Origin of the sequence: Streptococcus sp. SI1 (genome assembly GCF_030439945.1) — a bacterium.
GTDB lineage: Bacteria > Bacillota > Bacilli > Lactobacillales > Streptococcaceae > Streptococcus > Streptococcus intermedius.
Map to the genome: position 1 here is coordinate 306923 of NZ_JAQFJE010000002.1, position 26924 is coordinate 333846.

Consider the following 26924-nt stretch of genomic DNA (forward strand, 5'->3'; position numbering starts at 1 on the left):
ATTTAATCAAGCAATGTTTTGATGACTTGATTAACACGATCAAAATAAAACTGCTCTTTATCATAAGTGATACCAGTTGCTTGTGCCAGCAAAATCAATATTTCCATAAAAAATTGAGAAGAAAACCCAGTAGTGGAGTACAACTCTTCTTCATCAAAATGTTTAATCAAATGTGCCAAAGGATTTCTAACAGATTTCTCCAACTTTCGCAACTCTTTGACCATTATCTTGACTTGCTCTGACAAATCCAGTAGCAAAATCAAACTGGCTAGACTGGAAGAATGAACCGTGCTTTCGGCATGAAAAGTGCTCAAAATTGGATGCCCTATATTTTTCATCCTATCAAAGTTCCAACGATCATAACTCGCTTCTCGAGAATTGTGAATATAGGATTCAATATCAGGAATTTCCAGCTTAACCAAACGCATAAAAATCCGATAAATAGCTGGACTAACAGCACGAATAAAATCAATCACTTGTTCATTCTTCAGTTTTGCTTCTAAATCATAGAGATAATTTGCTAATTGCTCATCTTCCTCAGACTCATGACAAAAAAGTTGAAAATCATTTCTAATTTTCAACTGACATTCCATAGCAGGATGGATATTTAACTCTCTCCTTTCTGCCATGATATATAAAACTTCAACAAGCCTTGCTTCTACATTATCTAGCCTTTTAGCCAATTTATAAGCATGAGCATAATCATAGCGAGAAATAGCATACACTATCTCTTCTTTTAGATCTAAGTTTCCAACCATCACTCTGAAATAAGTGTTTCTAAGCCAACTTTCATCATATCTGTGAAAGTCGTTTGTCGTTCTTCTGCTGTTGTATCTTCATCTGGATTCACCAAGCTATCTGAAATAGTCATAATACCGAGTGCTTCAACATTATATTGAGCAGCTAAATAATAAAGAGCTGCTGCTTCCATTTCCACAGCCAGAACCCCCATTTTACCAAGTTCGATATTTTTTTCACCATAGTTTGAATAGAAAACATCTGACGATAGGACATTTCCAACATGCGTTGTCATACCAAATTCTTTAGCAATATGATAAGCCTTATCCAAAAGATGAAAACTTGCAATTTGCGGAAAATCATATTGAGGCCAATCATTACGGATGACATTTGAATTTGTCGCTGCTGCTTGCGCCAGCACCAATTCACGTACATGAACATCTTTATTCAATGAACCAGCAGTTCCTACACGAATTAAACGTTTCACACCATAGTTCACAATCAATTCATGCGCATATATAGAAATGGACGGAATTCCCATTCCAGTTCCCATAACGCTGACACGTTGTCCCTTATAAGTCCCTGTATAACCAAACATATTGCGAATTTCATTGAAGCATACAGCGTCTTCTAAAAAATTTTCAGCAATAAATTTGGCACGAAGAGGGTCTCCAGGTAGTAAAATTTTATCGGCAATTTCGCCTTCTTTTGCTGCAATGTGGATAGACATAAATAAGTTACCAAACCCGTCAAAAAACCAAACTGAAAAGTACAAGCAACAGAAATGTATCATTTTCTAGAAACCTTTTCTTTTCAGAAAAACTTTTGTGCGGGCTTTATTCCTTTCGATTTTAATTAAATTCAAAAAGAGACAGAGTTGACTTCAGCAAGAAAACTCTACGCTCTTTCTGTATTTTTTCTTACAATTCTGCAAGGATTGCTTTTACAAGTCCTTTAAAGTTTTCCTTGATACGTTCTGTAACTTCTACCACTTCTTCGTGGTTTAGCTCACTTTGGAAACCAGCTGCAAAGTTTGTAATGGCTGAAATTCCCAATACTTTCAAACCTGAATGAGCTGCTACAATCACTTCTGGAACCGTTGACATACCGACGGCACTAGCACCTAATGTTTGGAACGCACGAATTTCTGCCGGTGTTTCATAAGTTGGTCCTGTCACACCCAGATAAACTCCCTCTTTCAAGTCAATGCCTAATTTTTCTGCTACAGCATGTGCTTTTTCACGGTAAGCTTTTGTATAAGCGTCAGACATATCTGGGAAGCGTGGACCAAATTCATCCAAATTTGCTCCAATCAAAGGATTTTGTCCAGTTAAATTGATATGATCTGAAATAGCCATTAAAGTGCCGGGACCATATTCAACTCCTCCAGCAGCATTTGTGACAATAACACCTTCACAGCCTAGTGCTCTCATCACACGAACAGGGAATGTCACCACTTCCATCGGATTTCCTTCATAAAAATGGAATCGTCCTTGCAAAGCTAATACTTTCCGACCTGCTAACTCACCATAGACCAATTTACCGGCATGCCCCACTACTGTTGAGCGGCCCCAATTAGGAATATCTGCATAGTCAATACTAATACCATTCTCAATCTCACTGGCTAATTCTCCTAAGCCAGAACCAAGAATCAAGCCAAATTCTGGCGCGGCAATTCCCTTACCTTTTAAAAATTGTGCTGTTTCCTTAATTTTGTTCATTAACTTCATATCTTTACTCCTTATTCTTATACTCTTCCCTTTCAAGATTTTACCCGAAAGGGAGATGAAATATTAAACTACTTTGTAATTTTCGTTAGAACAACTTCTTTTACACGCTCTAACATTTTTCGATCTAAAAAAACAACATTTAGTGCAATACCAATTCGGACTGAATCCATGATAAGGACATGAATATAATTTTAGTCAACATAAAATTCCACTCTCCTTTTATTTTTCTTTAGTTGATTTTAAAATTTGCACGCCATTTTTTCCAGCAACAATAACCATATCCACCATTTGATTAAAGAGCCCATGTTCTACAACACCAACTACATGATCTAATTCTCGCCCAAATTCAACTGGATTTTCAATCACACCTAAGTCAAGATCGATGATAAAATTCTGCATATCAGTGACATAGCGCTTGCCATCTTTTTCACGAAATGATGGTTTGTAGCCTGCATGTTCAAAGCGATGAAAAAGCTGTTCTGCACCATATTGCACCACTTCTACCGGCAATTTGAAAGTACCTAATTGATGAACCATTTTACTTTCATCCACTACCCAAATGTAGGTCTTTGTTGGAGTTGCAACAACCTTTTCCATAAGCAGGGCGCCACCGCCACCTTTGATACCGTTAAAGGCATCATCCACCTCATCAGCCCCGTCTACCGTTACATCAATTTCTGCTACTTCATCAATTGATTTTAGAGGAATACCTAAACGTCGAGCTTGCTCACTCGTTACGCTTGAAGTTGTAACTGCCGTTATATTCAACCCTTCTTCTCTGATGCGCCGACCAATTTCTTCTACAAAATAATAAGCAGTCGAACCAGTACCCAAACCAACTATCATCCCATCTTTCACATATTCTGCAGCTTTGATTCCTGCTATCTTTTTGAGGTTTTCCATTTTTACTCCTTTAATCAATCTGCTTCTAGTATACCATGATTTGAGAACTTTATCACTCAAAAAATGAAACCACTTTCTTTTTAAATCATTGTGTTTTACAAATTAACAAAAAATCCGAATATTCAGTTTTCATTGATTATAAAATGCTGAAAATCTTTGTTTTTTTATATAATATTTTTTCAGCCAAAGACAAAAACAGAATGATAAAATAGACTGTTTTTAAATTTGGTTTATCATTTTAAAAAGACTATTGAAAATATTTTTAGATAAAAATAATATGTAAAAATCTTGCGACGAACATAGTTTTGCGTTACAATGAATATAGATTGCATTTGAATACACTATACAAGGAATAAAGGATGTTAACCAAAGAATTTGATACGATTGCTGCTATCTCTACTCCTCTTGGTGAAGGAGCTATCGGTATTGTTCGACTGAGTGGAACAGAGAGCTTTGCCATTGCTCAAAAAATCTTTAAAGGAAAAGATTTAAGTACAGTTGCCAGTCATACACTAAATTATGGCCATATTGTTGATCCAGCAAAAGACGAAATTTTAGATGAAGTCATGATTGGAGCAATGCGTTCTCCCAAAACATTTACACGCGAAGACGTGATTGAAATCAATACGCACGGTGGAATCGCTGTTACGAATGAAATCCTTCAATTAGTGATTCGAGAAGGAGCCAGAATGGCAGATCCTGGTGAATTTACCAAGCGAGCCTTTCTCAATGGACGTGTAGATTTGACACAAGCTGAAGCAATCATGGACATTATCAGAGCAAAAACGGATAAAGCTATGAATATTGCCGTCAAGCAATTAGATGGTTCTCTATCCGATCTCATCAATAATATACGTCAAGAAATACTTAACACGCTGGCTCAAGTTGAAGTCAACATTGACTATCCAGAATATGATGATGTTGAGGAAATGACGACCAAACTTCTGTATGAAAAAACGGCTGAATTTGAAGAACTTTTAACTCAACTTTTAAAAACAGCACGCCGAGGTAAAATTCTGCGTGAAGGAATTTCTACCGCTATTATCGGTCGCCCTAATGTTGGCAAATCTAGCCTTCTCAACAACCTTTTACGTGAGGATAAGGCTATTGTGACAGATATAGCTGGTACCACTCGCGACGTCATTGAAGAATATGTCAACATTAATGGCGTGCCATTAAAATTGATCGATACTGCCGGTATCCGTGATACAGATGATATTGTCGAACAAATCGGAGTAGAGCGATCCAAAAAAGCTCTCAAAGATGCTGATCTTGTACTTCTTGTGCTAAATGCAAACGAGCCCTTAACAGAACAAGACCATAAACTTTTAGAAATCAGCCAAAACACCAATCGTATCTTGCTACTTAATAAGACAGACTTGGACGAAAAGATTGAAACTACTCAACTCCCAGATGATTTTATCAAGATTTCGGCTCTTCAAAATCAAAATATTGATAAAATTGAAGAACGAATCAATCAACTTTTCTTTGAAAATGCTGGCATTGCAGAACAAGACGCTACTTATCTCTCGAACTCTCGTCATATCTCTCTAATCGAAAAGGCCATCGAAAGTCTTCATGCTGTTAATGAGGGACTAGATTTGGGAATGCCGGTAGACTTAGTTCAAGTCGATCTAACTCAGACGTGGAGAATCCTCGGCGAAATCACAGGGGATGCAGCTCCTGATGAACTCATTACTCAGCTTTTCAGCCAATTTTGCTTGGGAAAATAACAAAAGATAAATTCAGTTGAAAACAATCAAACTCTATGATTTTTTCTGTAGAAGTCATAGAGTTTTTTATTGTGTTCATAAAAAAGTCCCATAAGACCTATAATGAAAAGCGACAAAACCATCATTAGAAAGGCTCTTATGGAACAATTAAATTTTATCACAACCTTACTCGGAATGAAAGACCCTAATATTACTATTTTGGATTATCTAGATGCTGGTACACATAAAGAAATCATCGCTAAGCTAGAAGCTACTAACAACCTTATCAAGGTTATCAAGCGCAACGCTTTTGGCTTCTGAAACTTTGAAAACTTTAAAACTAGAATTCTCATCGCTTTAAATATCAAAAAGGAGAGAACCAATTTGGTCCTCTCCAGGTTGTAACTTTTCGTCACCCACTACAGTTGACAAAGAGCCTATTTGTGTAAGGCTTCGATTGCCTCCGGCAAAGACATAACAACAGCTTATGCAGAATGTGGCTTTGGCGACTATTCTGGTTTTTACCGTACATTTAGAAAAGAATTTGGGATGTCACCCAATGAATTTAAGAACTCCTCAGAGAAAATAAAATCCCGATAAGTGGCAGTTTATGTGTATTATCCCGGTACAGCCTTTGGCTTGCGTATAATTTTAACCCAGTAAATCACTATCAGCAAAATAGATATAACAGTCACGGGCAGTCCCGCTTCAAAGCCGTATCTGCCTCCGTTCAATATGGTTTGATTCATGTCCGCCTCAGTGAGAAGTACGCTTGTAGGCTGTGCAAAGCCACTCACTATAATGCCGAAAACTGGTCCCAATATGAAATTCCATCCCGAATGAAATCCGCTCACCAGCCATACATTGTCATAATAGTAGAATATAAGGCTTGCAAATGTTCCGATTAGAACGGTATTGATTAGGCTGATCGCGGAAGCACCTGAATTACTGATGTGTCCGAGTCCAAATATTATCGAATTGGAAATTATACCCGCAGCCATGCCCCACTTTACAGCAATCTGAGTAAACAACAGGCTTCTAAGCAAAAACTCTTCCATAAAGCCCTGAACTACAAATCCGGCAAACAACATTAAGAAGACTGTTATGTTGAAGTTCTTATTGAACTGAAAGCTCACCCCGCCAAGCAGAATATTAATCCCCCACACAATTGCCAGCATAACAAGAGAGACAAGCCAGCCGGCACAATATCTGAGTAAAAACTTTTCTTTACTCATTCCCAGAGATGCAAAGCTCCTTTTACCGACCTTAACCATAAAGCCCACACAAACGGGCATTGCAGCGAAGTAGCCAGCAAGAACTCCTACGATTTGTTGACTGCCTCTGAATATAATCTGAAAAATAACCATTACAGCAATATAAAGCAGATAGCAAAGTGCAAATGTCTTAAAACCTGTTCCCTCTGACTTTTTCAATTCAAGCATTGTGCTGTTAAGCTCTAATTTTCCCATGTAAATTTACCTTTTCTTAATTATACATACTACTGCAATACAAACTAATTGACTGTACCAATATTCACAATAAAATATACCAATCGTTATTAAATTGCTATGTTTTTATATATAGTACCACGGGTCAAAATATATATTTTTCATTCTCATCAGAATAAGTACAACCTACGCTCTGATTGTCATAAATGGTGACCCCTCTGTATTATCAGTTGGATCCAAACTTCGTACTCTAAATAAATAATCTACTGAATAATAGCCATTATTACTAGCATTATAAGGATCCATTACATAGGTCATTCCGTTGTTATAACCTTTCATGATTAATTCATGTGTGACAGGATAATTTGCAAACACACTAGTTCCTACTGCACCAAGCACATGGTGCCCCATAGCAAGTGCTTCTCGTACAGCTGCAGTTGACCCTAAAGTCTCTGTTTTTAGACCCCAATGCCGTGCTGCTAATACAATTCCGTGGCTCGTTGTTCCGTAACTTCTCTTATTAAATTCATTCGTAGAATGATAGAGATAATCGGCCACAGTCGTTGGTAAGACAGTCTGTCCTGTAATACCAGAAATTGCCATAGCGACTGTCGTTGGAACGCAGCCTGTTGCAGCAAACGTATAGCCACCATAAGTTCGTCCTGCCCAACGACTATCACGTTGAGAATAATATGGCGTTTCATAGACTCTTTTGTTAACTTGAAGTTTAATTCCCCCCACACCAACTAATTGACCATCATTTTGGACATAATATAGATGGACATTGTATTCACCAGTGGAGTTTTTATGATTACTAGCATTGACAAATAATTTATAAGTTCCATCAGCTTGTTTTGTGGCTGTGTACCAACTAACATCATCTTGTCCATTGACACTAGACCAAGTTGGTAGTTTCACTTCATGAACACCATTGGGACTGAAAACATTAGATACGACAACTTCAAAAGTTCCTGTGTTGGGATTGTTGTTTTGAATAGTGATTTTTCCAGTTGGTTTCAGCTTATCTGGAGAAATTGTGACATTGGTTGATGTACCACCTACTCCAATCAATGTTCCATTATTTTGAACATAGTATAAATGAACATAATATAAACCGGTCGAATATTTATGATCACTGGCTTTGACTGTGACTTTATAGGTTCCATTGACTTGCTTTGTAGCAGTGTACCAAATAATATCATCCTGCCCATTGACACTAGACCAAATTGGAACACTAACTGCTTTCACTCCACCAGCTGGATTGGAAACTTCTGATACAATCACATCAAAGGTCCCAGTATCAGGATTATTATTGGCAATAGTAATTTTCCCTTGTGGTTTAGCAATGGAAACATTGGTTTTTGTTCCAGTCACACCCACCAATTTACCATTATTTTGGATATAATATAGATGAATATTATACTCACCAATCGAGTTTTTGTGATTACTTGCCTTAACCGTTACTTTATAGGTTCCATTGGCTTGCTTAGCTGCCGTATACCAGATAATATCATCTTGACCATTGACACTAGACCAAATCGGCAACTTGACTTCGCGTACACCGTAAGGATTAGAAACATTGGACACGATAACATCAAAGGTCCCAGTATGAGGATTATTGTTTTGAATGGTAATTTGTCCTTGTGGCTTAGCTAAAGAAACAACTGTTTGTGTCCCTGCTACACCTACTAATTTACCATCATCTTGTACATAATAAAGATGAACATTGTATATGCCTGTTGAATATTTATGATCACTAGCCTTAACCGTTACCTTATAGGTTCCATCTGCTTGCTTTTTAGCAGTATACCAGATAATGTCATCTTGACCATCTACATTAGACCAAGTCGGTAATTTTACCTCGCGAACACCATCTGGGCTGGAAACACCTGATACAATCACATCAAAGGTTCCTGCATTCGGATTATTATTCGTAATTGTCAAAGTACCTTTAGGACGAGCCATCGAAACAGTTGTCGTTGTTCCAGTCACTCCTACTAACTGACCATTATGTTGAACATAATATAGATGAATATTATATTCACCTGTGGATCGTTTATGATCAGTTGCTTTAACAGTCACCTTATAAGTTCCATCAGCTTGTCTAGCAGCTGTATACCAAATAATATCATCCTGTCCACCATCACTAGACCAAACTGGAACATTAACTGTCTTCACTCCACCAGCTGGATTGGAAACTTCTGAAACAATCACATCAAAGGTTCCTGTATCAGGATTATTATTAGCAATAGTAATTTTCCCTTGTGGTTTAGCAATAGAAACATTGGTTTTCGTTCCACCTACACCAATTAATTGACCATCATTTTGAACATAGTAAAGATGGATATTATACTCACCAACCGAGTTTTTGTGATTACTTGCCTTGACCGTTACTTTATAAGTTCCATCAGATTGTCTAGCAGCTGTATACCAAATAATATCATCCTGTCCATTCACACTAGACCAAATTGGCACACTGACTGTCTTCACTCCACCAGCTGGATTAGAAACACCTGATACAATCACATCAAAGGTTCCTGTATTGGGATTGTTGTTTTGAATGGTAATTGTTCCTTTGGGCTTACCAATGGATACAGTTGTTTTCGTTCCAGTCACACCAATTAATTGACCATCATTTTGAACATAGTAAAGATGGATATTATACTCACCAACCGAGTTTTTGTGATTACTTGCCTTAACCGTTACTTTATAAGTTCCATCAGATTGTCTAGCAGCTGTATACCAAATAATATCATCTTGACCATTGACACTGGACCAAATTGGCACTTTCACTTCACGAACGCCATAAGGTGCACCGACATTTGAGACAATCACATCAAAGGTTCCTGTTTCAGGATTATTATTTTTAATACTAATCGTTCCGGATAAAGCATTTTTTGCAATAGGTGCATGATCAGTAAAACGTCCAGTATAATCAACACTTTGATCAAACACGTGGCGACCAGGTAGCAACTCAGCTTGCGAAGTAAACTGCCAAGCTCCTGCTTCACTATTATATTTCAATGTTTTTGCATCATCAGCACTTAATTTTGAAGTTGGATATTGGGCTACCCAGAAATTCTCTAAACCAAACCTCTCTGTTTGGATTGGTCCTTTCGTTCTGAGATTGTTTCGATCAAGCCAACTTGCACTTGTATAGTACATCAAATTTGAAAAACCCATACGCCGCATTTCATCCGCCCAAGCTTGAGTGGTTGTATTGATATTCGAAAGCATATCAGAATCTTCAATATCATTTACCATAACAGTTGATGACGGAAGATTTAATCGTCTGGCTTCCTCTGCAAAATAGCGAGCTTCTGCCCTTGCTTCTGCTTCATTAGTATAATGAGAAAAAGCATAAGCTGACACTTGCATACCTGCCGCCTGCGCATTTTGTATTTGGGAAGCTGCATAAGGATTTTTGTAGCTCGTTCCTTCTGTTAGTTTAACAACAACGCCACTTACTCCTTTTTCAGCTAAGCGCTGATAATCTTCTTTGCTGATATAACCATTATGACTACTGACATCTACAAAAGTTGATTTTTTCACTTGTGCAGCAGTATTACTCCTAGCTGTTGCTTGATTATTTTGCGCAGCAAAAAAAGTTGATTTATTGTCTTTTTTAGTCTCATTTGCAACTACTGGATTTTCTTTCACAACTGATTTTTCTTTAGACGCTTTAGCCTCCTCAGTTAAAGCAGTCGAGGAATCAGTTGCTTCATTTTCAGATGAAGAAGATGAAGTTACTTGATTTACTGGAGATGCCTGAGTCGCTTCTTTTGTTTGGAATTTAGGTGAAGGATCAGCTTCTTGTTTATTGAGCTCTACTGTTCTTTCTGAAGTAGAAGCTTTTACAGATTCAGCGGCAAAAACTTGATGTGAACTAGCTGCAATTAAAATAGCTGTGCTTGTTAAATAAAATAAACTTTTCTTTCTCACTTTTGTTCTCCATTTTAAAATCAGCCTGCTATGAAAGTCTAGCAAGCTGATCACTTTTTATAAGAATTATTTCACAAAGTCTAATAACGCAAGGAAACTTTCTGCTTCAAGTGATGCACCACCAACAAGAGCGCCATCAACATCTGGACAAGCCATGTATTCAGCAACATTGTTAGGTTTTACTGAGCCGCCGTATTGTACACGAACTTTATCCGCTACTGCTTGGCCAAAATCTGCTGCAACTGTGTCACGAACAACTTTACACATTTTTTGTGCATCATCTTGGCTAGCTGATTTACCAGTACCAATAGCCCAGATTGGTTCATATGCGATAACAAGTGAAGAAACCTGTTCTTCTGATAAGCCAGCAAGAGCGGCTGAAACTTGTCCACCTACGAATTCAGCAGCTTTACCTGCTTCATAAGTTTCAAGTGTTTCACCACAACAAATAATTGGAAGCATACCATTTGCAAAGATTGCTTTTGCTTTTTTATTGATATCTTCATCTGTCTCATGGAAGTATTCACGACGTTCTGAGTGACCAATTACAACGTAATCTGTGCCCATTTCAGCCAACACTTTAGGGCTGTTTTCACCAGTGAAAGCACCAGCATCTTCAAAATAGCAGTTTTCTGCGGCAATTTTAAGATCAGAACCCTTAGCAGCTGCAAGAACTGTTGACAAGTCAAGAGCTGGAGCTGCGATACCAGCTTCAACAAGTTCTGATGAAGGCAATTTAGAAGCTACTGCTTCAACAAATGCTTTAGCTTCTTCTGGATTTTTATTCATTTTCCAGTTACCAGCGATAAATGGTTTACGTGACATTTCACATACCTCTTCTTTTTTTATTTACATCTATCATTTTACCATAATTTACTATAGAAATAAAGACTGAGTCTAATGAAATCATAAAAAAGAGAGCCCCGCAATAGCGGAGCTCGTTTGTCTGACTTTAATTGTTCATCTGGGAACTTAACTGAATTAAGCTTCGATTTCTGTAACCATACCTGAACCTACAGTACGTCCACCTTCACGGATAGAGAATGTAGTTCCTTGTTCTACGGCAATTGGGTGGATCAACTCAACATCAATTGTTACGTTATCACCAGGCATTACCATTTCAGTACCTGCAGGAAGTTCGATTGAACCTGTAACGTCTGTAGTACGGAAGTAGAATTGAGGACGGTAGTTGTTGAAGAATGGAGTATGACGTCCACCTTCTTCTTTAGTAAGGATGTAAACTTCACCTTTAAATTTAGTGTGTGGATGAATTGAACCTGGTTTAGCAAGAACTTGTCCACGTTCAATTTCGTCACGTTGGATACCACGAAGAAGAACCCCTACGTTATCTCCAGCAAGACCTTCATCCAATTGTTTACGGAACATTTCAACACCAGTAACAACTGCTTTTTGAATTTCCTCGCGGATACCAACGATTTCAACTTCGTCGTTGACTTTAACAGTACCACGGTCGATACGTCCTGAAGCAACAGTACCACGTCCAGTGATTGAGAATACATCTTCGACTGGAAGAAGCAATGGTTTGTCAGTATCACGTTCTGGTTCTGGAATATATTCATCAACAGTATTCATCAATTCCATGATGATGTCTTCATATTTTTCATCACCTTCAAGAGCTTTAAGTGCTGAACCTTGGATTACTGGAATATCATCACCTGGGAAATCGTATTCTGAAAGAAGATCACGGATTTCCATTTCAACCAATTCAAGCAATTCTTCATCGTCAACCAAGTCAACTTTGTTCATGAAGACAATAAGGTATTTAACACCTACCTGACGTGAAAGAAGGATATGTTCACGAGTTTGAGGCATTGGTCCGTCAGTTGAAGCTACTACAAGGATAGCTCCATCCATTTGAGCGGCACCAGTGATCATGTTTTTAACGTAGTCCGCGTGCCCTGGAGCGTCAATGTGAGCATAGTGGCGTTTAGCAGTTTCATACTCAACGTGTGCAGTGTTGATAGTGATTCCGCGTTCACGTTCTTCTGGAGCAGCATCAATAGATGAATAATCTTTTGGTTGGTTAACTGAACTTGGAAGACGACGTGCAAGTACAGTCGTGATAGCTGCAGTTAGGGTAGTTTTACCATGGTCAACGTGTCCGATGGTACCAATGTTAACGTGTGGTTTACTACGATCGTATTTTTCTTTTGCCATTTGAGTAAAAGCCTCCAATAAAATATATTTTATAGATAGACAGTAGGCAATACAGTCTAACTTTCCTTACTATTTTATCAAATTTTCTTCAAATTGCAAGTGTTTTACGCCTTTGTTTGTGTCTAAATTTTTGAGAATAGATAGAATCCCTTACAAATCAAGAAAATTAGTATAAAATAGTTCCAAAAAAACAACTGAGACAAATTATTCTTGCCCCAGTCTTGACGTTATTGCGTTTTTTATGTTACAATACTGTTTGACTGATTAAGCAAGTGTCTTTTGTCTTAATCGGTGGTGTAGGAGTTGCTGCTTCTACACCTTTTTTGTTTTTTCAATATAATTATTATATCATTAACACTAAAATAATGCAAGCAAAACAAGCCAAAAAAGCGTTAAAAATAAGGATTTTTTGACGCTTTTTTATATTCACACCGCTGCATTAAATGACCTGCAATTCCATGAGTTTTAGTGAAAGGATTTTGCCAACTTCTTGTTTTTAGCTTGCCTGCACTCATAACAACCGACTTATACTGCTCATACTCTTGTTTCCATCTTCCAAAAAATAACTCTTCTAATTCGTCCTTTCTTTCTAAAAGAATCATTTGAGATAAGGTATTAGCTCCCTTTTCACTCCAATACATTCCGTGATGTTTCATACGATAAGTAATTTTTCGGTGTTGCGATTCCATAATCCCAATATTTACATCAGAAAGTCCTCTTAAAGTAGCTGGTTTTGTATATCTAAAATTCCTAAACAGCTTTTGTTTAAAAGATAAAAGTTGGTTCATTTCCTCTTCGTCTGTAATCAATCCTTCACAGGTATCAAATACTGTTTTCAACAGTTCTCTATCATGTGTTTGGATAGCTTTAAAACAAACATCTTGCAAATCTTTAGGATAAGGTTTAAAAAAGGATTTGATTTTCTCATTCAAATGATAAGCATCCCAAAAATGTTCATGATGTCGGATGTTTAAAGACTTCTTTAACTCAATAAAGATTCTACATGTATAGCCTTTACCGTTATCTGAATTGGAAATTAAAACGGTATTGGGCGTAATTTCAAAATAGTTATAGAGATAATCCAATAATTCCTCTTTTGCTTTCGCATGGCTACTATTGATAATCTCTTTTTTATTCTGCAATTCATAACGATTTGGACCCACTCGCTTTCGTCCTGTATGGATAACAAAATGCGCCAAATCCATATTTTTTCGTTCATCTCCTCCAGAATTGCACTTTACCATAACGCCGTCACCCTCAACATAGATACGATTACTTTTAATCTTTTGAACAGTGTTATCATCCTTTAAATAACGATAGCGCTCTTTTTCTTTCAAAAGTTTGTTTGCTAGTTTCACAACTTTTAAAACAGTATCTTTTGAAATCACAATAGAATAGTCCATTTCAATAATTTTACATACTTGACGATAAGGTAAAAATGTGGCTAATTTTGAAATTCTGAACAGCAACTCTGGAGCATAACGAACATGTTTCTTTAATCCCAATTTTTCATCAACTGGAATCCGTGTCCGTTTCCCATTTGTCCAGCGACTTCTACTAAATGTTATTTCTCCAAAAAGAAAAGCAACTGTTCGTTCACTTTCATTGATTCTTCGATACCCTTTCGCCCGCATAATCGGCGCAACGTACTTCTCAAAAGCAGAAATAAATTGATAAAATTTATCTGGTTCATCTGCTCGAAATTGGCTTAATAATTCTTTTTCACTAATCACTTTCAAATCCATAATTCCTATTTTACAAAACGCATGAATTATTTTCAAAAAAAATTATTTATATTTAGAGTATAAAAAACACCAGCTAAAAGCTAACACCTTTCTAAAACTTAGGTATTATATTATTGTTTTTTAGTAAAATTTGCAAGCCTATGATAAAAAGACCTTTCAAATAGAAAGGTCATATTTTTATAATATCTTTATGTGATTTTTAAAATACAATAATATTGCAATTCTATTCCTGAATGCCAGCAATTAAATCATTAAGGAATGCAGCAGTAGATTTCTCATAGCCATTAGCTTTTGCTAAGCGAGCCAACTTTTCTTTATTTTTTCTTTCAAGTGTATAGGTAGAGGGGACTAAATCAGGCTCCTCTCTACTCGGTAAACTAACACCAGGAATTGTTTTTTTATCTATTGGCTCTCCAAGAGCCTTTTTGATTTTATCTCTCTTTGCTTCAAATGCCATCTTATCTCTCCTTTTCAAATTATTTTTATAATATTTATCGATTAGTTTTATCATTTTATAAAATGATAAAACTATTATTTTTATATTATATCACAAATAATCTGAAATGTCTGATCCATCTCTTCAAAGAATTTTCGGTTTCTCTGCAGGACAGCTGCATCATCTGCCATTTCAAAGATTGACTGTTTATCCATCGTGGACTTATTAAACAGCTCTTTCTGTGGGATATAGACAACTTCCTGCGTACCTGGTTGAAAGATAGTGTTAGCGTCGTCAGCATTATTCAATGTCTCCAGCAGGCTTCTGGAAGAGTTGGTATTATGCTTAATCATGTTTGGTACGAAGTAGAGTTGAGCGGTGATATAGCTTTCTCTGGTTCGATAATTGATAACTTCGTTTCTGAAATTCTCCAACCTATCCTCCAGGTTAAACTTGGCATTGTAACCATGTTCACTTGGGATAATCGGACTGATAATAGAGTGACTGACGGCTATAGCATTCCTAGTAGCCGTTGAAAAGTCTGGATGACAGTCAATAATCACATAATCAAACTGCTCAAGATTTTTCTCATCGTAATGATCTTCCAACCACATATACAGCAACATATCTTTATTGACTTTATTTTCAAGATGTTTTTCGATTGTGTCTAGCTGCATATATCCAGGAATGAGAGTTATATTAGACTTAACAGGAATAAGTTTTACCTCGCCCTTACTCTGGAAGATATTAGCCACTGTGTCAGTATCATCATAAATATCATAGGTCTGGGTCAGGTTACACTGATGATCAAGATCGATTACTAGAACCTTTTTCCCTTGACGAGCTAGCCACTCACTGAAATTAAAAGCTAAAGTTGTTTTACCAACTCCACCTTTGATGGCTGCAAAAGTAATAATTTTCATCTATCGTCTCTCCTTTTATCCATTTTCTTATTCATAAAATCAACAGTTTGAGCAATTTGGATGCTTTTAATAGCCACTACAAAGGTGTTGGTATAGATTGCTAACTCTGTTTGTTTCAATATCATGGCAATTAAGCCAATCATAATCAAGGCAAAGCAGGTAATATCATTGATTTTTTTCATTTCATTTTTCATTTCATATCCTCATTTCTATTGTCTATTATATGTTAAAAGATTGATTTTAAGGTTTTGTTAGCAGCTCGTAATCTTCTGCACTCATCCCAACTTCTCCATCTTCAGCTTTTAAAATAGCTGGCGCTTGATAGTCTAGCACTAAGCTCACCTCACTTTCTAGCCAAAATATTCATCAATCATATCAAAATCTTCTTCATCCAGACCGATATATTGCAGATTTTGATAATCTTCAATAACCTTATCCCAAATGTCATCCTCAAACAAAGGCTTCAGTCTATTTGATTGGTTCAGTTGACTTATTCGTCCAGCCAGCTGATCCTCAATAATCGCAAAATATTTTTGATTGTGTACTACACTGTATAATCTTGTCATATTGCGCCTCTGATTATTTTTATATGATTTTTATAATATAATTATACTATAAAAATCATTAAAAGTCAATAAAAAAATATTATAAAAATAATATTTTTTTATTGACGATCCATTTTAATGAATAAGCTAAATTCTCTCATTCTCATAAGTATTTTCCTCCATCTACTTTAATATCTTCTATATTTCTATTATATTATTATAAATATATTTATAATTGTGTTTGTATTTTTCGCTTAAATTTCTTGCCCTTTTTCTTGACTCGACTTAGAGAGTTCTTTTCGAGTCAGCACATTTTGTTTTACTTCCTGATAATTCGTATAATTCTTCAAAGTATCTTCAAAATGCTCTCTTAGAACTCCTTTCTCTATCGTTAATTGTTGAATCAACTGTTGTATATCTTCTCGTTTCGTTCCAGGTTTCACTAACTCTTCTAGCAATCGACTAGCTACTAAAGAATTTTCAGGAGCCGTTTCTAAAGATACAAATGCTCCTTCAATTTTTCTCAACTGAACAAGACGATCATCTAATTTTTTTAATTCTTGATCTGTCTCTTTTATTTTTTGATTAAAGCGTTCCTCTAACTCATCAAACTGTTTTCCATTTCGCACATCATGATCTACTAAGAAATTAAATTCTTGAATCAGTTCTTTCATTGAAGATATATAAGGATTTTTAGTGACTATCACTTGTCCATTTTGTTTTGCCAGTTGTTTCGCAACGGTCGTTCCCATCATATAACGATTTTTTTCAGAATGATCGGGATTCATCAAATAGAAATAATCTTTCTCCTTAAGAAAAATATGATAATTTCCATTTTCTAACTTATCTACCTTATGAGCAGGGATAAGAATTGTGCCAGAATTAAAAACTCCATAATCCATTTGAAGATAAATACCATTTGTCGTTTCTGATTCCACTTGCCAAGCTTCAACTTCTAATTTCAACTCAAAATCAATTTCAGTTTTCTCTTTTTCGTTTTGATACCTTTCTCGTATTTCTGATACATCATAAACAACTTGATTTAAGCGAATCCTCTTCTGAATATTTTCCAACGAATAAATTCCTTTTTTTGATAATGTATCATCACGAGTATTTCTCTCTTGTAATTTTCCATCTAATGGAGTTAGTAGACGATACTTTACATATTTTCCAGAAAAATCAATTTGTACATCAAGTGCTTTCGCTTTCATTTTGAAATCTTCCATTGAGATGGATTGCTTCAACAGAAAATCTAAGCGCTCTTTTATTTCAAACCGAAAATTATTTTGTCTGCGCCAAGCAGCATACTTTTTATGAGAATTTTTCATCGTTGGTTGAATGATTTTAGCTCCATACAAATCCGCCTGTTTATCTGAGATTGCTCTTAATTTTTTTAACGTATTTTTTTGCCATCTCATTTTTTTCATCGTGACACTATTGGTTGTGTTTACGATGATATGATTATGGAGATGATTTTTATCAACATGTGTTGCAATGACAAACTCATAATCTCCACCTGTAAACTCTAACATCGTTCTACGTCCAATCTCATGTACTTGCTCAGGAGTCAAGTGATCATCTGGAGAAAATGACTGGATGATATGATGAGCCAGAACCTGTTTTCCAGAATAAATTTCTTTGAAATCATCATCTCCTTTTTCTATTGCAGCTAACCTCTTTGTCATGATCATTTCTTCATCTGCTATGGACACATCTGTTATCTGATGACCTGATACTAACTGAATACAGTGTTCTCCATTTTTGATGACAATTGGAAAGTTCTCTTCTATTTCTGAAATAGATTTGATAGTTGTTTTATTTGAATTTAGAATATACTGAACCGCTTGTTTCAGATTTCCTTGCATCTTAATTTGTATTGGCGGTTTAATCGCTACCATTCATCATACGTCCTTACTATTTGTTTTTTCTGTGCGATACTTCTCTTCTCCTCACTAGAAACTTTAGCATTGACTAAGTCTTTAATTTCAGATAAGAGATTCATAACTTCGCTGATTTCCTCTATCGTAATCAAATCATTTTCGTTGGCATGTTTGGCAATTTGGTTGATGTTTCCGCCAATTCGATTGATTGCCACTCGCAAATCTTTCAACTCCGAAAAATCAATTTGAACGACTTGCCCTTGTACCAACATATTTTTTGCATAAGACTGAAATGTCTTGACGCCCATTTCTTCCATTGTCATTTTGACTTGACGATCTTCATCTGGAGTAAAACGAACTTTCCTCTCAATAGGTCGTTTTCTGTTTTCATATCGTTCCCTCATGCAATGACTCCTTTCTACTATAAATTGAGCATTTTTAATCATAGAACTTCCCACAATGAGAAATGGGGGCTGACTGACCTTTTCTTGTGGCAAGCGTAGCATTTGGGGTACCAAATGCGAATTTTAAAAAAGGTCAGAGAAAGTCAAATCACCATTTTGACTCTCTCCCCTTTTTCATTTTTGGGGAAATCCCCAAACCCCTTGACTAACATTTTAGCTCTTCTAAACTGTCAAATTTTACTGCTTTCCAAGATAAGGAAAGATTTTTTTAAACTTCGTGACTGGTTTTGAGTCAATAGATGATGACTGAATCATCTCGTTTTCCACTAATTTTTGACCCAACCTATCTACTTGTTTTGGTGTCAGCTCCTGCCAAATAGAATGTCCTGTTTGAAGTTCTGCCAGTAGAATTTTTTCTTTTAGTACTTGTTCAAATGAGGTATCTTTTACCTGATTTAATAAGTCTATATTGTCATGATACCAATTCCTTAGAGCGGGATCATCTGTTGTCAATGTTTTATATTCTTCTTCCATTTGTTGCAGTAAGTTGCTTCGAGTAAGATTTGTTGCTTCAGGACGATATCCTAAAACAAGGTCACCATCCATAAGAAACACATAATCCGTCAGCAAGCTCATCAATCTTTCTTCCTGTGTTATATTCATCTATTTGAATCTCCTCTTCTAGTATTATTCTGTTTGAATTGTAATTTTGGAATTGGGGTATCTCGTTCAATCATTTCGAGATACCCTTGAGTTTTTTTGAGTCTTTTTCCTCTTTCGTTTGACGTTCCTGAATGGATTTTTCCGTTTTGGATTGATAATGTGACAGCTTGTCCGCAAAACGATTCTTGCCTTGTTTGACTTGGATCACTTTTAGTTTTTCAAGTTCTTTATCCATTCTTTGGATTAAACTTTTTGCTTCTTGTTGCACAATATCAAGCTGGGTTTCCAAATCAGACAATGCTTTTTTATCATCCGTCCATTTAGCTAAATAGCCAAATGAATGTTCTGCTGTATCCATTCCATAATAAGAAGCGACTACATAGGCAACGCTCTCCGCTTGAAGTTCTGCATTGCTATAAGTTAAATTTTCTGTTTGTTGGTGATGAGAATGGTGCAATTCAGAGTGAGCTGTTTCATGTAAAAACGTTTTAATAATTTGTGCTTTTCCCATATCTTTATGGATCACAATTTCATTATTTTTAGGATTATAACGCCCTCTTCTTCCATTTTCTAGCTGTTCAAAGCGAACCTGAACGTGATTATTGTCAGCAATCGTTTTTAAACTACGATAGAGATTTGCGTAGTCTAAATCCGATAAATTTTCTTTGACCGGCTGCAAAGCTTTTGGCAATTCCTTACCTTTAGTTTGGCTCACATCAAAAACAGACTTTACTTGAAAGGTCATATACGTTACTGGCTTCCCTTCTTTATCTAGCATTGGATTGCCTTCAGAATCTTTTTTAAGATGAATATTTGGAGCTATAATTTTTAGAGCTTTTTCCCCTTTATTGATATAACGTCCAAATTCTTTATTCCATTTGTTTAATGACGTTACATATTTTGCATTTGGATTTTGAGCTAAGATAAGCTGGATATTTCGACTAGAATAATTATTTAACTGGCTCATTTTATCCAGATAATGTTTATAATGTTCAGAGTTTAAATATTGTTTCACTCCTTCCTTCATATGTTGATTTAAACCTACAATATCACCAGCCACAATCAATTCAGAAACCATCTTTGAACTTACTTCTTCAACTTTTTCTGATGTTTGTTTTTCTGCATCGTTAAGCTCTTTTTCAGCTGTCCGATAAATATTAGAATTGAAGTTATTCGGATCTGTTCCTTGGGTCAATTCATCATAATCTGAAATACCATCTCCATCACTATCTGGACTATCTAAAAGAGTTGTACTTGCTTCCTCTACTCGATCAGGCAAACCATCCAAATCACGATCCATCTCATCTTTTCGATTGCGCTGACGAATTTTTTCGTCCGCACTTTGAAGAGGTTTGCCAGAATCTATCTTTAAAGGAGGTTCTTCTTTGGATATGTCTTCTTCAAATAGGCAATTCTCCATGATAGACTGAAGCTCCCGACCACCATCCTTGATATAATCTTCATTGATAGATAATTGCTCAATCTTCCCGTTTCTTTCACGGTAGATTCCCAAAATGATTTTCTCCTGGTTTGATTGATCCAATTGAATATTGAGTCCTTGCCTCAAGCGCATAAGGCTAGCCGGGAAAGTTGCTCCGTCTATTGTACGAAATGCAAGTAAAACGTCTTGATCACTGGAACGAATCGCCTTATCTAGATTTAACGTATGAAACTTTTCTACATCTGATAAATCTCCAAAGTAGAACGATTCTGAATCAACTATAACAGGAAGTTCAGGAAGAACTTTTAACTTATCGAAAGCAGCACCTCTATTCGCAATTAAAATATTATCAAATTGTCCATTTCCAGCCGCAAAATCTGATAAAGTCTGCTCTGCAGTTTGTCCTTCTTTATAAGGGAAGATTCCAGTTAAGTGCATAAAGCTTTCTTTATTATAAGAAATGGTAACACTATTTGTATTTGCTCCTTCCTGATAAAAATAAGTTACTTGTGAATCTGCAATATTTTCTAGATACCATGCAGCCGCATTTTGAAGATGTGGAGTATAACGATTTAGTTTTCGTAAATCTTTATCTGATACAGGATGATAGTTATCCTTATGAATTGACTTTCTATCCTCATTTATGCTAAAATGAAGTAAAGGTTGAGAACGAGTTTGACTTGGTGACAAGTCATTCAAAGGTTGCGATTCATTCGCTTCTGGTAGAGGTGCTGCCACCTGAGATTCTTCAGGAAAATCCCCGAGATTTGTCTCAACTTTTTTGTTTTGCTCCTGATTTTCTTCAGGGGCTTTTTGATTTGAATCATCTAGTTTGTTTGAACTAACTTTTCCATCACGAACATAGAAATTTAACTCATCAATATCTGCAGAATCGACTCTAATATATTTATCAGGGTGATTTTCACGAATATAGTCTACTATCCGAGACTTTTCTTGATAGGATGCCGGTTTTAATAATGCTATCGTATTGACGTATTCCCCCTTATCATTCAGTTCTACCAATTCAATATCTTTTTGTACGTTTTTAGCTTGTTTAGAAGCTTTCTCTATACTAATAGTTGCTTCTTCTGCAACCTCAGGCATGATGATAACCGCCTCCTCTCTTAACTGCTTGAGAATAGTTTCATAAGATACTTGTGCATGATAATCATGATCTGCTTTTTGAGCCAATTCTAGATAAGGAGTTGGGAGGTTTTGAGCGAGTTGCTCGGATAAGTCTTGCTTTTCCGTGCCAATATCATAGCGAAAATTATTGGTTAAACGATTCCCTTTTTCATCGGCTAAAGCAAAGTAAGTCTTATCATAACCTAGCTTGAAACCTATCATCTGCCATTCGTTTTCTTCATAAAGTTTAGAAATAAAGTCCTTGTATGGAATAATATCCCCAGATGAATATTGTCTTGAGAGTTTTTTATTTTCGGTAAAATCAAATAAAACCTGCAATTGTAGCTCTGTTAGCTGCTCCTGATTCGAGGTCACATCTACAAGATTTTCAAAAAGAACACCTTGTTCACTTAGTTGAGAAGATGGTTCCTCAGATATTTTACCTGGTATTGTCCCAAGTGAAGAATTGGTCGCTTCTTGGATAATTTCAGACAGTTCTTCTTCATTATCTGCTTTAACATCGTTATTCAGTTTTGTATTGGTGAGTTGTACTTCTAAAATCTGATTTAGTTTTTCTCTTTCTTCAGGAGTTTGAGGACGGTATTTAGCAGATTCTTTGAAGATCCCCTCTTCAGATAATTCAACTGCTACACGCCTGAGTCCTTTTACAAAATACAAATTAGGCTGTTTCGCCCATTGATTTACCACTCCTTCATCAATCAAGGATTGAGTGCCTGGCTGAATGGCTGTCTTTGCCATTTGTTCAGAAATCCTTTCTAACCGTGTCAATTCTTCACGATACCGCTTCAGAGTTTGATTTGTATAGAACGACTCTCCACGTTTCGCTTTCTCCAGTTCCTCACGAATTCTAGGAATATTTTGAACACTCATTTCAAGACCATTGCCACTACGATTCAAACCAGCTGCCTTCCTCTCTTCTCTCGCTTCTAGCCTTTCTACCCGTTCTTCTTGTTCTTTAATTTCATGTAACTTATTAAATACTCGATTTTCCAGCTGATCCGCCTTTCTAAAAAAACTAGCTCCATTTCGCTTATCATTCATTGGTTGCCCGTTCGTCATGGCAAAATGACGATAGACAGCATTAGTTGCTTCTGAAAACTCATTATGGAGGCGATCCAATTTACGCCTAGACTGACCTAGACGGCTATTATCTACCTTCTTTTCTTCAGGCTCAGCAAGTTCTTGTGGTTTTGAAACGTGATATTCTGCACTAGCTTCTTGCACTTCCTGAACTTTCGTTTTTGGAGATATTGGAAAATTATCAAACCGAGATTTTAATTCTTTTTTCGTTAAAACTTCTTTAGAAATCAAAACTTGACTCTCATCAGTCGCTAATTCTTTTTGCTTAAAATCAGCTAGTTCTTCCGGATAATACCCTTGATAGTGATATTCTGCACCATCAAAACTATAAATATGTGATAAGTTTGTTCCAGGAGTAACCGGTCGGCTAAGATAGTCATTCCAATCTGCTTTATCTTGATTGCGATAGAGAATTGGTGGAATATCAATTTGGACTGGGATTTCTTTTTTCAAAAAGTTCGTAATAAAATTGTGACCTGCTGGATCATTATCTACGGCAAGAGTAATCATATTTTGATGATTGTCCTCTTTAAAGAAATCAGTCGTCTGAGCAACTGCTTCCAAAGCCTTTGAACTCGTTTTATCTGCTTTATACTCTTTTCCATTCATTTCCGCATAAAGCTCCATAAAGCGGCGGCTAATGATTCCCTCTTTCACCCCATCCATGGCAACTAGTCGCACGTTTTGAAGTGTATCCTTATGAAGTTCATAATAACTCATCAAATCGATTGGGCTTTCCGCAAAGACAAGACGGTTGGGAGTTCCAACGTCTACAGAAAAACCTAATAGTCCATCTGAATTTTTCATAATCTGTTTTAATCGACCACGTTCAGGATGTTGAACTCGATTTTCTATAATCCCTTGCAGGCTAGCCCCAGCTAAAAATCCTGTATGATCCTTATATTTAAAAACAATGACGGGTTCCAAATAATCGCCTTTTTTCCGAGTCGCTTCAGCCATACTGCCTTGACTCAAAAAGAAGTCAATCGTTTCATCTGAAAGTCCTCTTTCATCTTTCAGATAGCTTTTAGCAAGTTCAAAATCTAAATGCTCATATTTTTCCAAAGTGTACTTAAACGGTTCTGATTTAGCTTCTAAAGCCTTTATATCTACTTCTGAAAATTCTCCCGTATCTAGATAATGCATTGCCTCTTTATAACTCACATTTTTTATCTCTTGAACCAAATTAATAGGGTCTCCATACTTGCCTGTTCGAGAATACCAATGCCAAGTGTTTTTGAGTGTATCAATTTTAAAGGAATCATGTTCCGCCCAATAGTATTCTCTATGAGATTTACGTTTCATTTCCATCCCTAGGCTTCTTGCAACATCCAAAATAGCTAGAGACTTTGCTTGTGCTTTTGTTAAGACCATGTTGTTTCTTCTCCTTTCGCATTTAGTGTTTCTTTTACCAACTCAAAATGTTTTTCTGAGGCTGTCAAAGGATAGACAAGGTTATCTTGTCGTGGTAGAAAATAATAAAATAAATAAGGTGCTAGTTTTTGATACATTGTATAATCTGCGTTTTGGAGTGATTTCATCACATTTGGATATTCTTGTTCTAGGTTTCCTTCTGCTAAAGAAAATACCGTTTTAATCTCCTCAAAATATCCAATTCTAATTGTTTTCTGATTCATTTTTTCCTCTTTTCTAATCAATCAAGCAGCTAGTTGTGCTTTAAATTCTTCTGTTAAATCTATCGCATTTAAAATAAATTCATCAATATCCGTTCCCTTCTTTTCGTACTCATACCAGGTATCATCTTCTGGCGAATGAGCAATTTGAGCCGCTCTTGGATGTTCTAAAACACTCGCTTTTTTATCCCTAAAAACGTGCTGCTTACTGATAAAGACCAAGGCTTCATCAACTCCTATACGGGCAATTTCATCCGGCGTCATCAATGGTCGTCCCTGAATTTGCCGATTTTCACTAGAGGAACCATTGCGAGCGCCATAGGATTTTGAATAATTCCGAATCCGAATCGTTTGTTTCCCTGATCGAGTAGAATAGTATTCCATCGTATCCTTATCATTCGTTCCTAAGAAGACATGTGTTGCACAGTTATTAAAAATCGTTTTCCACTCGCTCTTATAAAGTGATTGCAATTGATTGACCGCCTGCAAAATAATCTTGGCAGACATTTCCCGGCTTCTTATAGAAGCTAACACTTGTGAAAAGTTAGGGATTTTCCCAATTTGAGCAAACTCATCAAAGATCCATTGAATATGAACCAAATCTTTTCGATTCAATCCTTTCACTTTTCCTTGTAAAATATCATCTGCTTTGTGAGTTAGGACTTCAAAGCCAACCGCAAAAAGAATAGACGATAAAAAGTTATAAGCATTATTCGTTTCAGGAATGGCAATAAAAACCGCCGTCTTCTTCGTATTCCATGTATCTATTTCCATCGTGTCTTCACTAATCAATCGCTTGACATCATCATGATCAAATAAAGAATAGCGAGCAGATAAAATATAAATTACGCTTGCCTTTGTTTCTCCCTTCGCATTTTTAAACAGTTGCCATTGTTTACAAGCATAATTACCAGGCTTACGCTCTTCTAACTCTTCAAACATTTGTTCTACTGGGCTAGGAATTTCTGGATCTTCTCGCCCAATATTTCTCAATAAATCGGATACATCTGATAAATTGGGTAGATAAAGACGTTCTCCCGTTTCATCATCTAATGAATCAAAATATAGATAACCTAATAAAGCACGTTGTAACATCAATTCAGCCTGAACCCAAAAATCTTCTCCCTGGTATTCTGATTTTTTTGTTCCTTCTGTAATAGCTTCAGAAATTCGATCTATATCTAATTCAGAATGCATATAATGAAATACATTAAATCGATCTGAATTTTTCAAACGAATCAAATCAAAAATTTTAACAGCATAACTATGTCTTTCCAACATTTTCCCAGTTTCATGTACTAGGTTTCCTTTAGGATCTGTAATCACAAAGCTAGAGTTCAGCTGCATGATATTAGGTAATACAAAGGTGAAGGTTTTCCCATCTCCAGGAAGACCAATAATTAAGACATTTTTATTGAGTTGTACATTGTAAGCTAAACGAAAATTAAACAGCCCCATTCGGACTTGCTTACTGAAAATCATGTTCTTATCTGGATCCTTATCTTCAAACCGCTTCATCTCTTTCAGAAAAGCAAAGCGAGCACTCCCTTGTTCTTCCCCTTGTCGATAAGTTCCACGATCTCCCTTATACACATACAAAAATAAAGGAAGGAGAAAACCTATGCTTCCCCATAACAAGGAAGATGAGGTGAACGAAAAATTGATGAAAGAATAGTGATCCATATTGGATAACAGCCAATCGAATCGTTCCAAACCTAGAAACGGAACGGCTTCTTTTGATAAAGCGTAATAATGTTCCGCTGTATGAAAAAGGTAAAAGAAGAATATTCCTGCAATTAGATAAGGAAATATATTTCTAGATGATTTCATTTTGCTCGATCCTTTCCAATATCTTTTGTAACGGCAGGCATCATTCCCTTATACTGAATGTGTTTCTTATAATAGGCAATTTTCTCCTGTGGTTTCATTTCATGTGGCTTTTTTAACACCCTTTTAACAAATGCTTCCGGTTTTTTGGTAATCTCTTCAATTACCTGATCCAAAGCAGTTCTTACGAGTGCTTTATTTTTTGCTTCAAAAATCAGCCGCGTTTCATCTTTTTGAATCCGATAAGTAAAGCCAACTCCCTTCTCATTGAGATAATGTTTTAGCTTTTCTAAATGAGTCTCACTATTTTTAAATTCAAAACTATCTTTATAAGAACTAGTTGCCATAAATCGATTAAAATTTGTTTCACCAGTAAAGGTTTGATGTTTTTGTTTGTATTCATGCCGATTATATAGCTCCTTTGAAACAACATACAAGGCTTTTAAAATTACTTCTGCGGTCATCTTCCCTTTTAACGTCATTGTATGAGTCGCTCTTTCTTGATCCATTTTCTACTCCTTTCTATATATAAAAAACGCTCATCTTTTT

General features: G+C 36.2%; 22 protein-coding genes and 1 pseudogene. 3 read left to right on the forward strand and 20 right to left on the reverse strand.

Annotation, left to right across the window (positions count from 1 at the left end; translation table 11 throughout):
• Positions 1-2: 2 nt before the first annotated feature.
• The 4 genes from PCY10_RS03705 to rpiA form a co-directional block, all read right to left on the reverse strand.
• On the reverse strand, positions 3-758 hold the full coding sequence (locus PCY10_RS03705) for a hypothetical protein (protein ID WP_009568399.1): 756 nt from the start codon (positions 756-758) through the stop codon (positions 3-5).
• On the reverse strand, positions 758-1468 hold the full coding sequence (gene deoD, locus PCY10_RS03710) for a purine-nucleoside phosphorylase (protein ID WP_041823336.1): 711 nt from the start codon (positions 1466-1468) through the stop codon (positions 758-760). Before deoD ends, PCY10_RS03705 begins: the two co-directional genes overlap by 1 nt.
• A 190-nt stretch (positions 1469-1658) precedes the next feature.
• Positions 1659-2468: a purine-nucleoside phosphorylase gene (locus PCY10_RS03715; protein ID WP_003073095.1), complete on the reverse strand. Its 810-nt coding sequence runs from the start codon at positions 2466-2468 to the stop codon at positions 1659-1661.
• Between the two features lie 219 nt (positions 2469-2687).
• Positions 2688-3371, reverse strand: a complete 684-nt coding sequence (gene rpiA / locus PCY10_RS03720; protein WP_301558862.1) for a ribose-5-phosphate isomerase RpiA — start codon at positions 3369-3371, stop codon at positions 2688-2690.
• Between the two features lie 359 nt (positions 3372-3730).
• Here rpiA and mnmE point away from each other — a divergent pair, with 359 nt between their 5' ends.
• The 3 genes and pseudogenes from mnmE (at position 3731) to PCY10_RS09680 (ending at position 5683) form a co-directional block, all read left to right on the forward strand.
• Positions 3731-5104 (forward strand): tRNA uridine-5-carboxymethylaminomethyl(34) synthesis GTPase MnmE, encoded by a 1374-nt coding sequence (gene mnmE / locus PCY10_RS03725; RefSeq protein ID WP_301558863.1) that lies wholly within the window; start codon positions 3731-3733, stop codon positions 5102-5104.
• Between the two features lie 237 nt (positions 5105-5341).
• Positions 5342-5488, forward strand: a pseudogene (locus PCY10_RS03730) (transposase); the annotation flags it as partial.
• A 36-nt stretch (positions 5489-5524) separates the two neighbouring features.
• Positions 5525-5683 (forward strand): helix-turn-helix domain-containing protein, encoded by a 159-nt coding sequence (locus PCY10_RS09680; RefSeq protein WP_020997947.1) that lies wholly within the window; start codon positions 5525-5527, stop codon positions 5681-5683.
• A 17-nt stretch (positions 5684-5700) separates the two neighbouring features.
• Here the strand turns inward: PCY10_RS09680 and PCY10_RS03735 are convergent, their stop codons facing one another.
• From PCY10_RS03735 to PCY10_RS03810, 16 genes are all read right to left on the reverse strand, one after another.
• Positions 5701-6552 (reverse strand): CPBP family intramembrane glutamic endopeptidase, encoded by an 852-nt coding sequence (locus PCY10_RS03735; protein ID WP_125455762.1) that lies wholly within the window; start codon positions 6550-6552, stop codon positions 5701-5703.
• 165 nt (positions 6553-6717) lie between these two features.
• Positions 6718-10473 (reverse strand): GBS Bsp-like repeat-containing protein, encoded by a 3756-nt coding sequence (locus PCY10_RS03740; RefSeq protein WP_301558864.1) that lies wholly within the window; start codon positions 10471-10473, stop codon positions 6718-6720.
• A 66-nt stretch (positions 10474-10539) separates the two neighbouring features.
• On the reverse strand, positions 10540-11298 hold the full coding sequence (gene tpiA, locus PCY10_RS03745) for a triose-phosphate isomerase (protein ID WP_003042344.1): 759 nt from the start codon (positions 11296-11298) through the stop codon (positions 10540-10542).
• A gap of 156 nt (positions 11299-11454) precedes the next feature.
• Positions 11455-12651, reverse strand: coding sequence for an elongation factor Tu (tuf, locus tag PCY10_RS03750; protein ID WP_003073108.1), 1197 nt, complete (start codon positions 12649-12651; stop codon positions 11455-11457).
• Positions 12652-13043: 392 nt separating this feature from the next.
• Complete coding sequence (locus tag PCY10_RS03755; protein ID WP_301558865.1) at positions 13044-14396, reverse strand: ISLre2 family transposase; 1353 nt, start codon at positions 14394-14396, stop codon at positions 13044-13046.
• 223 nt (positions 14397-14619) lie between these two features.
• Entirely contained in the window at positions 14620-14853 is a 234-nt protein-coding gene (locus PCY10_RS03760; RefSeq protein WP_125442567.1) for a hypothetical protein, read from the reverse strand.
• 80 nt (positions 14854-14933) lie between these two features.
• Positions 14934-15755 (reverse strand): ParA family protein, encoded by an 822-nt coding sequence (locus PCY10_RS03765; protein WP_301558866.1) that lies wholly within the window; start codon positions 15753-15755, stop codon positions 14934-14936.
• Positions 15752-15949, reverse strand: a complete 198-nt coding sequence (locus tag PCY10_RS03770) for a hypothetical protein (RefSeq protein ID WP_301558867.1) — start codon at positions 15947-15949, stop codon at positions 15752-15754. Before PCY10_RS03770 ends, PCY10_RS03765 begins: the two co-directional genes overlap by 4 nt.
• 156 nt (positions 15950-16105) lie before the next feature.
• A complete protein-coding gene (locus PCY10_RS03775; RefSeq protein WP_125442565.1) occupies positions 16106-16321 on the reverse strand; it encodes a hypothetical protein in 216 nt (71 codons plus the stop codon).
• Positions 16322-16554: 233 nt separating this feature from the next.
• Complete coding sequence (locus PCY10_RS03780) at positions 16555-18198, reverse strand: relaxase/mobilization nuclease domain-containing protein (RefSeq protein WP_301558868.1); 1644 nt, start codon at positions 18196-18198, stop codon at positions 16555-16557.
• Positions 18192-18584, reverse strand: a complete 393-nt coding sequence (gene mobC / locus PCY10_RS03785) for a plasmid mobilization relaxosome protein MobC (RefSeq protein ID WP_125442563.1) — start codon at positions 18582-18584, stop codon at positions 18192-18194. The genes PCY10_RS03780 and mobC overlap by 7 nt, the downstream gene beginning before the upstream one ends.
• Before the next feature lie 237 nt (positions 18585-18821).
• The gene (locus PCY10_RS03790) at positions 18822-19247 is read right to left on the reverse strand and encodes a hypothetical protein (protein ID WP_125442562.1); all 426 of its coding nucleotides are present in this window, start codon (positions 19245-19247) and stop codon (positions 18822-18824) included.
• Between the two features lie 70 nt (positions 19248-19317).
• Positions 19318-24288: a PBECR4 domain-containing protein gene (locus tag PCY10_RS03795; RefSeq protein ID WP_301558869.1), complete on the reverse strand. Its 4971-nt coding sequence runs from the start codon at positions 24286-24288 to the stop codon at positions 19318-19320.
• Positions 24279-24551, reverse strand: a complete 273-nt coding sequence (locus tag PCY10_RS03800) for a hypothetical protein (RefSeq protein WP_125442561.1) — start codon at positions 24549-24551, stop codon at positions 24279-24281. Before PCY10_RS03800 ends, PCY10_RS03795 begins: the two co-directional genes overlap by 10 nt.
• A 21-nt stretch (positions 24552-24572) precedes the next feature.
• Positions 24573-26378: a VirD4-like conjugal transfer protein, CD1115 family gene (locus PCY10_RS03805; RefSeq protein ID WP_301558870.1), complete on the reverse strand. Its 1806-nt coding sequence runs from the start codon at positions 26376-26378 to the stop codon at positions 24573-24575.
• A complete protein-coding gene (locus PCY10_RS03810) occupies positions 26375-26884 on the reverse strand; it encodes a hypothetical protein (protein WP_125442559.1) in 510 nt (169 codons plus the stop codon). The genes PCY10_RS03805 and PCY10_RS03810 overlap by 4 nt, the downstream gene beginning before the upstream one ends.
• Between the last annotated feature and the right edge of the window lie 40 nt (positions 26885-26924).